Below are 13,501 nucleotides of genomic sequence, written 5' to 3'. Positions count from 1 at the left end.
GCATTTACTCAACTAATTGTGGGGTTATAAAAATAACTAATTCTCTTTTTTGTTGTTTTTTACCTTTATATTTAAATAAGTTACCGACCAAAGGAATTTCACTAACACCGGGCACATCACGTTTAGTTTTATCATTTAACTGTTGAAAAATCCCCCCTAGTACAACAGTCTCACCACTTTTCACCATAACTTGTGTTTTAATTTCTTGCGTATCAATCGCTAATGCTTCCCCACCATCACGGCGTTTAATAGAACGACCAGTAGTGTTTTGTGTAATATACAAGTCCAAAATCATTTTTTTATCGTCAAGTATTTTAGGTGTGACTTCTAAACCTAAAACAGCTTGTTTAAATTCTATTGTCGTTGCACCATTATTACCACTTGATACTTCGTAAGGCACATCTGTTCCTTGTTTAATAGACGCCGTATTTTGATTGGCAGTTAATAAATTAGGGCTAGCAATAATTTCAAGTTGATTTTCCGATTCTAATGCTGACAGTTCTAAATTAAGTAAACTCCCAGAACGTTTTGCTAAGTTAAATCCTAACGTTGAAGTTGAATTAATCACACCAAGCCCAACATCAAACTTATCTAGTAATTGTGAGGATCCCCCCGCATATCCCCATTTAATACCAAGCTCATCCATACTTTCATCACTCATTGTGACAATATGTGCTGATATGTGGACTTGTGGCATAGGTTTATCAATAACTTCAACCAGTTTTTTAATCAGATCCAATTGCTTTGAAATGTCGGTGATGACTAATGAGTTTGTCCGTTTATCCATCACAACACTACCTCGTTCCGATAATAAGCCCTGCAGCTTAATGGCATCGATTAATGTAGTCAAATCGGCATGGTTAACGGCAATAGAAAGTGCTTTTAGTGCTTGTGTTTGCTCTTGTTGCTTCATCTCAGCTTGCCGTTTTTGTCTTAACTGTTCAGGATCGTCAGCTTTGGAAATGAATAATATATTCTCCTCTATTTTTGCCTGTAAATTTGCTGATCGAAGAGTGATATCTAAAGCTTTTTGCCATTCCACATCACGTAATTTAATAGTTTGCTTCACAGACAAATCATCAGCCATAACTAAATTTAATGCTTTACAGTCAGCCAAAGCCTGTAAAATGATAGCAATATCAGTTTGATAAAAATTAATTGAAACCTTGTTTGAGATGCTCAAATCAGATGATCGATCAGCCGTGATTTGATTGGCATCAATCTTGGTAGTCACGACTATCATTATCAACAGACCCAAACCGACAACCTTTAATTTTAATTTCACTTCATTTAAAATTTGATGAAAAAAACACATCATTTGTGTACTATTCATTTAATTGCATCATCCATTGCACTGTGTCATGACAATAGTTCGTAAGATTTGCCTGCCATATCATTTGATTATTTTGCAAAGATTGGATAAACCAAGGAAATAACACATGTGGCACAATATCATCGGTGATTGATAACCACTGATTTTCAGAATAAAGCCAAATTTGATGATAAGAATTATTCACCTGAGCTACTATCCCTTTAAATTGCCAGACTTTGATCTGCTTTAGTAAACTCTCTTGTTGTTCACTACACGTCACTTGTTGAGAAGGTAAAAAAGGATCACGATTTACTTCATTATCAGCGCGAGAAAAAGCACTAATCAATAATAAACATTGGGCTATAAAAAAGTTGATTTTCACTCCTTCTCCTTTTTGAACAATAACGTAAAAATAATTTGAAGATACGTTTCTTGATTGGTGATAGTTAAACTTTCAAAATCCAAATAAAAATATTCATTATTGAGTTCGGATAGAAAATGAATAAAATGACTAAAATTACCTTTAAGTCCAACTTCCCACCTAACACCCGTATCCGTTTGATGATATTTAAACATGTTTAATACCAATTGATTTTTCTCGATAAAATATGCGAGTTGATTTTGATTAATCACGCGTAATGCATGTTGTTTTCCTGCCTGATAACGCGCAATTTTTAGTTTCGATGATGCAATTTGTTGCAACTGTTCTTGGTATAACGCACGCTGTTTTATTGACTCATTTTGTATATCCTCAATTAAAACTAAATAGCCTATTAAAAACGCAATAATAGGAAATAAAATGCAAATTAAATATTGTTGCCAAAATGGTCTATAAAAAAAATCATTATTCATGTAGCTTTAAATCCATATCAAACAATAAACTTTGATTATCATTACTGATCGTTTTAACGTGTCCTTGTTCAATAAGGTCTTGCTGTAATAAATTTAAATTAAAGTCTGTAATATCTTTATAGTTGAAGCTATGTCCTAATAAACTCACTTTATTGGGGGTATAAGTAAACGAGGTCAACCAAATATTTTGTGGTAAAAGCTGTGAAATCAATAATAATGTCCATTTGATTTGCTGTTGACTCGGTGAAGGATCGGGCTTATATGTTGAAAGCTGATGAGCTAAGTTTTGTTTAATTATTTGTTGCTTAGAACATTGTGTTAAATAATAATTTAATTCGCTGCTAACTTGCAGCCACCAATAACAAAATAGGCAACTCAAAATTCCAATTAAACTTAATGTAGTCATTGCTAAATAAAGTTTTTGTGATTTATGTTTTGACTGTCTCCAAGGTAAAAAATTGAATTTATACTGTTTAAAAACACAACCGATAAAACTCAACCGACAATGATGTTTTTTAAATAGCTCAACCCATTGATTCACATATTTACGATCACAAATCGCAACCATTAATTGTTTTTGTGATTTAGCCAAATAAACAAAATCAAAAAACGCGTGACTGGCTGGCATTTCAAACAGTTTATAGATAGAGGCTTCAACATATAGAAGTATTTCATTTAAATTTAATTTAACTTGGGGAAGTTCAAGTTTAGTGGATTGAATATAATCTTCATGCAAATTTAATTCAAAAGAAGCAAGTGTAGGTAACTTTTCTTGTAATGCACTGAGCAATAGGTCAATATCAACAAAATTCTGATAAGGATATTCCATTAAATCTTCAGACAATGAAGCTGTTAATCGATCCCGGTTGTTTATTACTTTATATCGTATGATTGATGGCTCAACAAACATAACCACTCGATATTTATTTATAATCTTCATCAATTAGCAGCTCATGTAATTTAATTTTCATGACTCAATCATAAGCATCATTGCCAAAATAAAAATCGCAAATACGTGTTTTTGTGAAGTATCATCCAAAAAATGTTTAAATTTAAACCGAACAAGGCTATTTTTGCAGAAATATAAAAAAAAAGGTTGACTGAAATAAGACGTGCCTTATAATGCACATCCACACGGTAAGGGTGATTAGCTCAGTTGGGAGAGCACCTCCCTTACAAGGAGGGGGTCACTGGTTCGAACCCGGTATCACCCACCAATCTTTACCGTGACGTTTTAGAAATAAAACATTTGGGGTGATTAGCTCAGTTGGGAGAGCACCTCCCTTACAAGGAGGGGGTCACTGGTTCGAACCCGGTATCACCCACCACTTTTAGCAGTTTTCTATATGGGTTGTTAGCTCAGTCGGTAGAGCAGCGGACTTTTAATCCGTTTGTCGAGCGTTCGAATCGCTCACGACCCACCATCTTTTTTCATTGCGATTCAAGTTTATTTTAATAACTATAGAGTGACCATGAATACACTCGCATTCGACAAATCTGTTTGGAATCAATTTTTCAACACTACGTGCTAATCTTGAAAGATTAAATGCACGACTTAGCAAATTTATTTTAAATAATTCAAATAAATGTTATCAACAAATAAACGATGAATTATCAATCATCAATCGAATTTGGTTGGTCTAATTTGCAAAAAACACGTACGTAACTAATCGATAAGCAATATAAAACATCACAGCACCGACAATACAGTCCAAAATTACCCACATTCTTTTTTGTTTAAATAAAGGGGTAAGTAATCTTGCCCCATAGCCAATGCTGAAAAACCAGATAAAAGAAACACAAACAGCACCAATCAAAAAAGCCAATTTTTGTTGACTGTTTAACGTGCCCGCAATACCGCCAACAATGACAACGGTATCCAAGTATACATGTGGATTAAGTAAAGTGACGGCCAAGGTTGCCATTACAACTTTTACCCGGCTAGTATTATCGGTACTTTGCGATTCTATTTGCATGCTACTCGTACCATTAATCGCACTTTTAAATGCACCAAAACCATACCAAATTAGAAAAAGCGCGCCCAATATTGCCAATATATTGGTAATTAACGGATTACGACTAATAAACGTACCAAGACCTAAGATACCAATAGACATTAAGGCAAAATCACAGACAAAACAAATGGCTGATACATAAAAGATATGGTTTTTTAATAATCCTTGTTTTAAAACAAACAAATTTTGAGCGCCAATAGCAATAATTAAGCTGGCTGAAATTAACGCACCGTTTACTATTTCTGAAAGCATGGTTATAACACCTAATTAAAAATGAAGGTATTATTATATAATCATGTGCTACAATCAAGTTGTTATATCCGTTGAAGAAAATCGATTAACTGTCTTGGTTATTTTGTTCTAACCAAAGCGGTTGATTGCGATTTTTATTCAAGTAGAGCATGACAGTGCCAATAGCTAACCAAACTGCGCCAACAATTTTTGCATCGTTATCAATATGCGTTAATACCGGTAATAATACTACAATACCAGCAATAGGCACTAAGATATCAAAAACCCAAGAAAGCCATCCTTTAGAAGCTTTTTTGAATTTGAAATAACCAATTACTGCAACATGTAACATTATAAAGGCAGTTAATGCACCGACATCAACAAATGAGACTAAAGTAGGCAGCCCCTTATCATTATTTGCCGCAATAACAACTAAAACTAAATTAAAGATCGCCGCAAATAAAATTGCAACAGTTGGCACACCACTTTTTTGACCAACTTTGGCTAAAAATGAAGGTAAACGTTTATCTCGTCCCATACTATATAATAAACGACTTGCCGCAGCCTGCCCAACCATTGCCGCAAATGATGCACCGATCGCTTTCATTAAACTTAATGACCATCCTAACCATACATTAATTTCGTGATTAACAATGTCATAATAAGCTTTACCTTTTAGTTCAGGATGACTATTTAAATAATCTGCACTATAGGGATTAAGTAAAGCACCAACATAAATTTGTACTACAAATAAAGCACCCGCTAAAACTAAACAGCAGATAATCGCTCTACTCACTATGTTACGTTGACCACTATTTTCTTCAGAAAAAGTAGCAATTGCATCAAAGCCTAAATAAGATAAAACTGCGATAGACACCGCATTAAATAATTTGCCCCAAGTAAATAACTCACCACCAATAAAAGGATGTAACCAATTGCGGCTAATATCACTATTTGCGATAATCCAAATACCCACCAATAACACAGCAAATAGGATAATAATTTCAAGAATTAAGATAATTAATGTGATTTTTGCTGATTTTTTAACCCCAATTAAATTTAATGTTGTGGTAATCACGACGGCTAAACAAGTCCAGATCCATACAGGCACTTCGGGAATCAATGCATTGAGTGATATACCACTAAATAGATAAGCAACAGCAGGAATAAACATATAATCAAGTAGCAATAACCAGCCAACTAAAAAACCAGCATTGGGATGAATACCAACAGAACAATAGGCATAAACTGCGCCGGCATGTGGTAAAGCACGAGCCATTCTAGCATAAGAATACGCGGTAAAAGCCATAACGAAAGTAGCGACAATATACACTAAAGCAATGGCACCATCACTGATCGCGTATAACACACCAAATAATCCTACTGGTGCTGCTGGACCAATAAAAAGCAATCCCAAAATCACTAAATCTCGGAATCGCATATTTTTCTTTAACTGCTGCATAATCATACTCTTATTACATTTCATTCAACAAAATAGAATGTTATACGATTAATGCAAAACAGACTAAGATCAGCTAGTTATTAGATTATAATTATAAGTTATATAAAATAGTTAACGTTGCTCTCTAATCTCATAGGTATAAGACATTTTGGCTGTTTTACCTAACATAATTGAAGCACTGCAATATTTTTCTGACGCAAGCTTTACCGCTTTTTCAACGCTTTCATTGTCAATATTTACACCGGTAATCACAATATGGAAATTAATTGAGGTGTAAACCTTGGGTGAAGATTCTGCCTGCGTTTTATCAATATCAATCCAAAGATCACGCACATCTTTTTTATTATTTTTTAAGATAGCGATAATATCATAAGCCATACAGCCAGCAGCACCGTGCAGTAAAAGTTCCATTGGACGAGCACCACGATTACGACCTCCGTGCTCAATGCCTCCATCCATGACCAATGAGTGGCCACTTGCGGTTTCACCTAAAAAACCAAAATCATCAATCCACTTTAAACGATCTTTCATTATTTCACTCCTTTCAATATAAAATTGTCATAATATTTTGTGACTTCTTTTGAATTACTCAATAACATAAGCTTTTTTGATCATTATGTCATCTTTTAGCGTATTAGATTGTGATTAAACTCATTGCTAATATTTGATTATTTACTCTTTGATAGATTGCTACCATTCAAATATGTCAGGTACAATAACCAGCCAATGAGAAAAATAATCGACACTGTTGTTAAAATAATTAACCCAGTGATCAATTTATCTAATTAACAAATGGAAAAGTGATTAGTTTTACGTTAATCACTATAAGGACTTAAAATGCTTGTTGAATTTGTTATTTTCATCTGTATTGGCGCATTTGCCGGTTTGCTGGCTGGCATGTTCGGTATTGGTGGTGGTGCATTAATCGTTCCTGCTTTGATTTTTACACTTGACCATTTCAATTTTGGTAACAACTGGATCAACCATATTGCAGTTGCTTCATCATTAGCAACAATCATTGGTACGAGTTTATCATCGAGTTGGTTGCAAAATAAAAACCATAATATTCAATGGTCTGTGTTAAAGAAAATGGTATTGGGTTGCATTGTCGGTACAATAATTGGATCGTATATGACCCCTTATATTCCCGGTGTCTATCTTAGGTGGATCTTTATAGCTTTTCTGTTCTACATTGGCGGAAAATTTATTTTTAAGACCAGTAAAGTTAATCACAATCAAACCACTCAAACAATGAGTACAGGGAATAGTGTTTTTGTGCTTGTTGGTGCATTTATTGGTGTTTTTGCGGCATTAGTCGGCGTAGGTGGTGGTGTATTAGTGGTACCATTCTTGAAAAAATGTGGTATCGATATGCGTAAAGCCATTGGCACATCAGCGGCATTTACTCTGCCAGTTGCAATAGGTGGAACAATTGGGTATATCATTGCTGGCTGGAACATTCCAGAGCTTCCTCAATACAGTCTTGGATTTGTGTATCTACCAGCTGTATTTTCAATTATGCTAGCCAGTATACCCATGGCTAAAGTTGGTGTTCAAATAGCACAAAAATTATCAATTAATAAATTAATCAAGTATTTCGGCATTTTTTTATTACTGTTAGCATTAAAATTATTGGTATCTTCTCTGTAATGAAAATATAGCACTTATTAATAGTAACGAATAACGAGGATGGATAAAGATAAGATTAATTCCTTCTTAAAAATAAGGTCGCTAAAGCGACCTTTTTAATAAATTATCTATTTAACGCTATCTTGCCTCTTTAACAGCTAATCCTAATTGCCATACTGCCATCGCATAATGGGTACTGTGATTATAACGTGTTATGGCATAAAAGTTAGGTAAACCATACCAAAATTGATAACGATCCCCCATATCCAAGCGTAGTAAACTTGCTTCTTTGTAACCCTCTAAAGAACTTTGTGGTTTCAAACCAGCATTAGCTAAGGTTTCAATTGAATATTTAGTACTAAACCCAGTATCAAGTGATAAAGGCGCTTGACCATTCGCCATAACTGCCACTTTTTTGTCACGTTTCCAGCCATGAGCTTTAAAATAGTTAGCCACACTACCAATCGCATCGACAGGATTCCAAAGATCGGTATGTCCGTCACGATCAAAATCTACAGCATAATTTCGGAAAGCTGATGGCATAAATTGACCATATCCCATCGCGCCTGCAAACGATCCTTTCAAGTCAAAGGGATCGACACCTTCATCACGACACATTAACAAGAAATCTTCCAGCTCTTCAGAAAAATATTGCGCGCGTCTTGGATAATAAAAGGCGAGTGTAGATAAAGCGTCAATAATAGTTGTTTTACCCATTACTCGCCCCCAACCAGTCTCAACACCAATAATCCCAACAATAATTTCGGGTGGCACACCATATTCTTGGTAAGCGCGTTTCAAATCGGGTTCATACTTATTCCAAAAATCAACACCTTTAGGTATATTGCTATCAGTGATGAATTTATTTTTATACCGAATCCAGGCGCCATTTGGTATCGTTGATACACCTGTTTTTGGTGCTTGTTTATCCATCAAGTTAATCACCCAATCAAGTTTATTTGTTTGAGCAAGTACATTTCGCAATTGTTGGCGATCAAAACGATATTTATTGACCATTCGGTCGATAAATTTTTCTTTAGTAATTTCTAACGGACCGCTATTGGTTAGCGGTTGATTATGTTTTTGTTCTAGGTAAACACCGCCTTTAACATTCGCATGTCCTCGATGTTCTTGCATCGGTGTGGGTGAAGATTGCTTGTTACTTGTGCAAGCAGCAAGCAATAAAAGCATAGAAGCTACGATAACAATACGTTGCATAATTCATCCATATTTTGTTATTTAAAACAATAAGCAATATCCTAAAATTATTGGCGTTACTCAACAATATTAGGATTTGCTTTTCCTTCTGATATCTGTTGTATGTTATTTAAAGTTGTGTCAGATATATTTAATAATGCTTCTTGAGTTAAAAAAGCTTGATGCCCTGTAAAAATCACATTATGGCATGATGATAAACGTCGAAATACGTCATCTAAAATGACATCATTAGATTTATCTTCAAAAAAGAGATCTCGTTCGTTTTCGTAAACATCCATACCTAGCGCACCGATTTTGGTCTGCTTTAACGCTTCGATTGCAGCAGTAGCATCCAATAAGCCACCACGGCTGGTGTTGATAATCATTACGCCGTTTTTCATTTTGTTAAATGAATCTTTATTTAATAAATGATAATTTTCCGGTGACATTGGACAATGCAACGTGATGACATCTGATTTTGCATAAAGTTCGTCTAATTGAACATACTGAGCACCTAATTCGACAACGATATCATTTGGATAGGGATCATAAGCAAGAATATTCATGCCAAACCCTTTTAAGATGCGGATAACTGCTTGACCAATTTTACCTGTACCTATCACCCCCGCGGTGCGGTTGTGCATGTTAAAACCAGTTAAACCTTCCAGTGAAAAATTAGCATCACGGGTACGCTGATAAGCTTTATGAGTTCGACGATTGAGTGTCATCATTAACGCAACAGCATGCTCAGCAACTGCTTCAGGTGAATAAGCCGGTACTCGCACGACGGTAATACCCAATTTTTTAGCTTCAGCTAAATCCACATTATCAAACCCAGCACAGCGTAATGCGAGTATTTTAATACCATAATGGGCTAATTTTTGTAAAACTTGCTTATCAACTTCATCATTAACAAATACACATACGGCATCATAACCTTGGGCTGTAACTGCTGTTTTATGACTAAGTTTATGTTCATAGTATTCAATCTCAAAGCCATATTTTTTATTAGCAATCTCTAAATGTTCTTTATCATAATGTTTACTACTAAAAACCGCTATTTTGATTTTACCTTTCATACTAATTAACCTCTTTCAAATTTATGCAATGAATATCGTGATTATTTGTTTTGAATGTTTTTACTTTAAGTCTGTCCAAAAAGCGTTTAACTACCTAGATTAAGATTGTTATTAAAATAAGTCAAAACGAGTTAAAATTTTTACGTTTAGTCAATCTAGTCAGAGTAAAACGCTTTTTATTGGCTTTAACAATTATTTGTTATTAATGTGCTATGATAACACTTTGCAAAAAAACTAACCATTAATGTTAAATAATGAATAATACGCAAAACACCATCTTTAAAACCATTTTTACAACTAAAATGCTCATCTGTATTTTTACAGGTTTTGCATCTGGTTTGCCATTTTATTTATTACTACAACTTTTACCTGCGTGGTTAGAAAGCGAAGGAATAAATATTAAAACAATTGGTGCATTTTCTTTAACGCAAATGCCTTATATTTTTAAATTTGTTTGGGCCCCCTTTATGGATAATACCTCATTATTCCATTTAGGCAGACGCCGAGGCTGGATGCTAATATCGCAAATCATATTAGTTTTATCCATTAGTTTATTAGGTTTTTTATCGCCTTCACTCAATATTTGGCTCATTGCCACACTTTGTTTTATTATCGCGCTATTCTCGGCGACGCAAGACATTGCTTTAGATGCATTTAGAAGAGAGCTTTTACTTGATAATGAACTGGGTCTAGGGAATAGTATTCACACCAATGCCTACCGGGTTGCAGGACTCGTACCTGGATCACTATCGCTTATATTGTCTAGTTATTTAGCTTGGCATAGTGTTTTCATTATTACTGCGCTATTTATGATTCCAGCTATCATTATGACCTTATGGGTCAAAGAACCACTTAACCAACCAGTCAAAAAACATAATCTTGAAGCGATCATCATAAAACCATTTAGTGAGTTCATCACTCGTCAAGGTGTTAAAAATGCAATCATTATTTTAGCCTTCATATTTCTTTATAAATTGGGCGATAGTATGGCAACCTCTTTAGCTACACCTTTTTATTTACAAATGGGTTATAGTCGATTAGATATTGGTTGGATTGCTAAAAATGCATCTTTATGGCCGAGTGTTTTTGGTGCGTTAGTTGGTGGAATATTGATGATCAAAATTGGGATTAATCGAGCTCTTTGGGCTTTTGGCTTTGTACAGGTTATTTCTATTTTAGGCTTTGCTTGGTTATCGATTGAAGGGCCATTTACAACCATTACCGGTTATCAACAAATTATGTTAGCCATTGTTATAGGATTTGAAGCATTAGGGGTGGGATTAGGTTCTGCCGCATTTGTCGCGTTTATCGCGAAAACTACTAATCCACTTTATACAGCAACACAGTTTGCTTTATTTACAAGTATCGCATCAATTCCCAGAACATTGATAAATGCAACGACTGGCGTGATGGTCGAACATCTAGGTTGGACAACCTTTTTTACTTTATGTACGATTTTAGCCTTACCAGGTATGTTATTATTAATTAAAGTTGCACCATGGAATACACAACATTAGGAGAGAATATGGATCAATTAAATCAGGCCTTTGAATTTAGACATGCATGTAAAAAATTCGACATCAATAAAAAAATCAATGATATCGATATGGAATATATTCTAGAAGCAGCACGTCAATCTCCATCATCATTTGGCATGGAGCCTTGGCATTTTGTTGTGGTGAGCAATGATAAAATTAAAAAGCAATTACGTGCAATTTGTTATGATCAAGAACAAGTAACTAGCTGCTCGCATTACGTTGTTGCCCTTTATCGTAAGGCTAATAATTTTACATTACAAAGTGATTATTTACGTCGAACCATTGCTCGAACCTTACCGAATCCAGAGGATAAAACCGCTATCGACATTGCATGTCAATCTTTTATCAATTTTTGTAAACATGGACTCGCTGACGGTTTAACCCTCAATCACTGGTCAGAAATGCAAATCTATATAGCAAGCGCAAATATGATGACGGCTGCTGCTTTCAAAGGCATCGATTCCTGTGCAATAGGTGGGTTTGAGAGTGATAAAGTCATCAAAATTTTTGAAAATACAATTCCTCAATTCAGCGGCCAAGTATTTGGTGTTGGACTTTGTATCGCCTTTGGATATCGGGCTGATGAACCTAGTTCACCACATATTCGCTGGCCACTTACCGATATGACAACTTATTTACCTAATGACAAATAAGGCAGTAATTGCCTTCACTCGTCACTCGGCGAGATGAAGGGTAAGCCAACTAACATCATACTACCCTTTATTTCACTAAATTATATAGCGCTTCTGCATCAGAAGAAGCGCAATCTATTATAAACTCAATGCCTGATAAAATATTACCAAGTTGAGGATCATTAACCTGTTGTTGCACCGAATTTAACATTTGTTGTGCCCAACTAATTTTTGAAAGCACTGACTCGACTTTTTCTATAGTAGTATTATTCATCTTATATCCTTTTAGTTTATACGGGTAATCTAAACAGATAACCGGAATAAAGTCACAAAAAATTTAAAAGATTAATTTTAATCACTTAAAAAAAGAAATTAAACAAAATATAGTTTTAAAAATAAGAAAATAGTTTAAAAAAAATGAAAATATAAAGATAAACTTTGAAAATTACAACAATAAAAAATTATTGCGATAACCTATTACTGCAATAATCAATTTTTTTCATGACATGGATTGATAATGTTAAACTTATCAGTTATAAATTGCACAGCTTTGGTTGCTAATAGCCAGAATATTTAAATAATAAGGATAGTAATATGAAAACTAAACATGCTCGTTTATTAATACTTGGTTCTGGCCCTGCCGGTTACACGGCAGCCGTTTATGCTGCAAGAGCAAATTTATCACCAGTATTGATTACTGGCACACAAGAAGGTGGACAACTAACAACCACTACCGAAATTGAAAATTGGCCAGCTGGGGCACCGGAACTAACCGGTCCTGAATTAATGGTCAAAATGAAAGAACATGCAGAAAGATTTAATACAGAAATTATTATCGACCAAATTGATCGTGTTGATTTTAGCAAGAAACCTTACAAACTTTACGGTAGTGAAACTGAATATAGCTGTGATGCATTAATTGTTGCTACCGGAGCATCAGCACAATACTTAGGATTACCATCAGAACAAGCTTTCAAAAGTAAAGGCGTTTCGGCTTGCGCCACTTGTGATGGATTCTTCTATCGAAATCAAAAAGTTGCAGTCGTAGGGGGTGGTAACACTGCTGTAGAAGAAACACTTTATCTTGCCAATATTGCGAGTGAGGTACACTTAATACACCGACGCGATAGTTTTCGAGCAGAAAAAATATTAATGGATCGACTAAATGAAAAAGTAAAAGAAGGTAAAGTAATATTGCATACTCATCAAGTCGTGGATGAAATACTGGGTGACAATATGGGGGTAACAGGTGTTAGAATGCGTAGCACACAAGATAGCAATCTCACCGAGCAACTTTCTGTGATGGGCGTATTTATCGCTATTGGTCACAAACCCAATACCGCAATATTCGAAGGACAGCTTGAACTTAATGGTGGTTATATCAAAGTACAATCAGGCACACAAGGTAATGCAACGCAAACGAGTGTTGAAGGTATTTTTGCTGCAGGTGATGTGATGGATCATGTTTATCGACAAGCGATTACATCCGCGGGAACAGGTTGTATGGCGGCGTTAGATGCCGAGCATTATTTGGATAATTTAAAATAAAAATAA

14 protein-coding genes and 3 tRNA genes are annotated in these 13,501 nt (G+C 34.9%); 7 read left to right on the top strand and 10 right to left on the bottom strand.

The window, feature by feature from the left end; genetic code table 11:
- Positions 1 to 4: 4 nt before the first annotated feature.
- From J3U59_RS03960 to J3U59_RS03945, 4 genes are read right to left on the bottom strand one after another with little or no spacing between them, the layout of a single operon-like run.
- Positions 5 to 1,333: a secretin N-terminal domain-containing protein gene (locus tag J3U59_RS03960; RefSeq protein WP_267333205.1), complete on the bottom strand. Its 1,329-nt coding sequence runs from the start codon at positions 1,331 to 1,333 to the stop codon at positions 5 to 7.
- Positions 1,326 to 1,694 carry a hypothetical protein gene (locus J3U59_RS03955; protein WP_267333206.1) on the bottom strand — a complete coding sequence of 123 codons (369 nt, stop codon included), beginning with the start codon at positions 1,692 to 1,694 and terminating at the stop codon, positions 1,326 to 1,328. The genes J3U59_RS03960 and J3U59_RS03955 overlap by 8 nt, the downstream gene beginning before the upstream one ends.
- Complete coding sequence (locus tag J3U59_RS03950) at positions 1,691 to 2,164, bottom strand: hypothetical protein (protein ID WP_267333207.1); 474 nt, start codon at positions 2,162 to 2,164, stop codon at positions 1,691 to 1,693. The genes J3U59_RS03955 and J3U59_RS03950 overlap by 4 nt, the downstream gene beginning before the upstream one ends.
- A complete protein-coding gene (locus tag J3U59_RS03945; RefSeq protein ID WP_267333208.1) occupies positions 2,157 to 3,104 on the bottom strand; it encodes a PilN domain-containing protein in 948 nt (315 codons plus the stop codon). The genes J3U59_RS03950 and J3U59_RS03945 overlap by 8 nt, the downstream gene beginning before the upstream one ends.
- 201 nt (positions 3,105 to 3,305) lie before the next feature.
- Here J3U59_RS03945 and J3U59_RS03940 point away from each other — a divergent pair.
- The 3 genes from J3U59_RS03940 (at position 3,306) to J3U59_RS03930 (ending at position 3,588) form a co-directional block, all read left to right on the top strand.
- Positions 3,306 to 3,381: transfer RNA gene (locus J3U59_RS03940), tRNA-Val, on the top strand.
- 35 nt (positions 3,382 to 3,416) lie between these two features.
- Positions 3,417 to 3,492: transfer RNA gene (locus J3U59_RS03935), tRNA-Val, on the top strand.
- 20 nt (positions 3,493 to 3,512) lie between these two features.
- Positions 3,513 to 3,588: transfer RNA gene (locus tag J3U59_RS03930), tRNA-Lys, on the top strand.
- Between the two features lie 216 nt (positions 3,589 to 3,804).
- Here J3U59_RS03930 and J3U59_RS03925 read toward each other — a convergent pair.
- The 3 genes from J3U59_RS03925 to J3U59_RS03915 form a co-directional block, all read right to left on the bottom strand.
- The gene (locus tag J3U59_RS03925; RefSeq protein ID WP_267333209.1) at positions 3,805 to 4,431 is read right to left on the bottom strand and encodes a LysE/ArgO family amino acid transporter; all 627 of its coding nucleotides are present in this window, start codon (positions 4,429 to 4,431) and stop codon (positions 3,805 to 3,807) included.
- Positions 4,432 to 4,516: 85 nt separating this feature from the next.
- A complete protein-coding gene (locus J3U59_RS03920) occupies positions 4,517 to 5,872 on the bottom strand; it encodes an APC family permease (protein WP_267333210.1) in 1,356 nt (451 codons plus the stop codon).
- Between the two features lie 111 nt (positions 5,873 to 5,983).
- Positions 5,984 to 6,403 carry an OsmC family protein gene (locus J3U59_RS03915; RefSeq protein WP_065633299.1) on the bottom strand — a complete coding sequence of 140 codons (420 nt, stop codon included), beginning with the start codon at positions 6,401 to 6,403 and terminating at the stop codon, positions 5,984 to 5,986.
- 306 nt (positions 6,404 to 6,709) lie between these two features.
- Between J3U59_RS03915 and J3U59_RS03910 the strand changes: the two genes are divergently transcribed.
- On the top strand, positions 6,710 to 7,522 hold the full coding sequence (locus J3U59_RS03910; protein WP_267333211.1) for a sulfite exporter TauE/SafE family protein: 813 nt from the start codon (positions 6,710 to 6,712) through the stop codon (positions 7,520 to 7,522).
- Positions 7,523 to 7,639: 117 nt separating this feature from the next.
- Here the strand turns inward: J3U59_RS03910 and mltB are convergent, their stop codons facing one another.
- Both mltB and J3U59_RS03900 read right to left on the bottom strand, forming a co-directional pair.
- The gene (gene mltB / locus J3U59_RS03905; protein WP_267333212.1) at positions 7,640 to 8,719 is read right to left on the bottom strand and encodes a lytic murein transglycosylase B; all 1,080 of its coding nucleotides are present in this window, start codon (positions 8,717 to 8,719) and stop codon (positions 7,640 to 7,642) included.
- Positions 8,720 to 8,775: 56 nt separating this feature from the next.
- Positions 8,776 to 9,765, bottom strand: a complete 990-nt coding sequence (locus J3U59_RS03900) for a 2-hydroxyacid dehydrogenase (protein ID WP_267333258.1) — start codon at positions 9,763 to 9,765, stop codon at positions 8,776 to 8,778.
- Between the two features lie 266 nt (positions 9,766 to 10,031).
- Between J3U59_RS03900 and J3U59_RS03895 the strand changes: the two genes are divergently transcribed.
- On the top strand, positions 10,032 to 11,294 hold the full coding sequence (locus J3U59_RS03895; protein WP_267333213.1) for an AmpG family muropeptide MFS transporter: 1,263 nt from the start codon (positions 10,032 to 10,034) through the stop codon (positions 11,292 to 11,294).
- Positions 11,295 to 11,302: 8 nt separating this feature from the next.
- Positions 11,303 to 11,968, top strand: a complete 666-nt coding sequence (locus tag J3U59_RS03890; RefSeq protein WP_267333214.1) for an NAD(P)H-dependent oxidoreductase — start codon at positions 11,303 to 11,305, stop codon at positions 11,966 to 11,968.
- Between the two features lie 67 nt (positions 11,969 to 12,035).
- On the opposite strand, the gene J3U59_RS03885 is transcribed toward J3U59_RS03890, so the two are convergent.
- Positions 12,036 to 12,221, bottom strand: coding sequence for a hypothetical protein (locus tag J3U59_RS03885; RefSeq protein WP_065633294.1), 186 nt, complete (start codon positions 12,219 to 12,221; stop codon positions 12,036 to 12,038).
- 320 nt (positions 12,222 to 12,541) lie between these two features.
- Here J3U59_RS03885 and trxB point away from each other — a divergent pair, with 320 nt between their 5' ends.
- Positions 12,542 to 13,495, top strand: coding sequence for a thioredoxin-disulfide reductase (gene trxB / locus J3U59_RS03880; RefSeq protein ID WP_267333215.1), 954 nt, complete (start codon positions 12,542 to 12,544; stop codon positions 13,493 to 13,495).
- Positions 13,496 to 13,501 lie beyond the last annotated feature (6 nt).

This window comes from Gilliamella sp. B3783 (genome assembly GCF_026536125.1).
Lineage (GTDB): Bacteria > Pseudomonadota > Gammaproteobacteria > Enterobacterales > Orbaceae > Gilliamella.
This window is presented reverse-complemented; position numbering and strand designations above follow the sequence as displayed.

Bases quoted from the DNA above. Each gene is read 5' to 3' on its own strand.
- mltB (WP_267333212.1), bottom strand. From the start codon at position 8,719: ATGCAACGTATTGTTATCGTAGCTTCTATGCTTTTATTGCTTGCTGCT.
- trxB (WP_267333215.1), top strand. From the start codon at position 12,542: ATGAAAACTAAACATGCTCGTTTATTAATACTTGGTTCTGGCCCTGCC.
- J3U59_RS03885 (WP_065633294.1), bottom strand. From the start codon at position 12,221: ATGAATAATACTACTATAGAAAAAGTCGAGTCAGTGCTTTCAAAAATT.
- J3U59_RS03910 (WP_267333211.1), top strand. From the start codon at position 6,710: ATGCTTGTTGAATTTGTTATTTTCATCTGTATTGGCGCATTTGCCGGT.
- J3U59_RS03920 (WP_267333210.1), bottom strand. From the start codon at position 5,872: ATGCAGCAGTTAAAGAAAAATATGCGATTCCGAGATTTAGTGATTTTG.
- J3U59_RS03890 (WP_267333214.1), top strand. From the start codon at position 11,303: ATGGATCAATTAAATCAGGCCTTTGAATTTAGACATGCATGTAAAAAA.
- J3U59_RS03960 (WP_267333205.1), bottom strand. From the start codon at position 1,333: ATGAATAGTACACAAATGATGTGTTTTTTTCATCAAATTTTAAATGAA.
- J3U59_RS03895 (WP_267333213.1), top strand. From the start codon at position 10,032: ATGAATAATACGCAAAACACCATCTTTAAAACCATTTTTACAACTAAA.
- J3U59_RS03950 (WP_267333207.1), bottom strand. From the start codon at position 2,164: ATGAATAATGATTTTTTTTATAGACCATTTTGGCAACAATATTTAATT.
- J3U59_RS03915 (WP_065633299.1), bottom strand. From the start codon at position 6,403: ATGAAAGATCGTTTAAAGTGGATTGATGATTTTGGTTTTTTAGGTGAA.
- J3U59_RS03945 (WP_267333208.1), bottom strand. From the start codon at position 3,104: ATGAAGATTATAAATAAATATCGAGTGGTTATGTTTGTTGAGCCATCA.
- J3U59_RS03925 (WP_267333209.1), bottom strand. From the start codon at position 4,431: ATGCTTTCAGAAATAGTAAACGGTGCGTTAATTTCAGCCAGCTTAATT.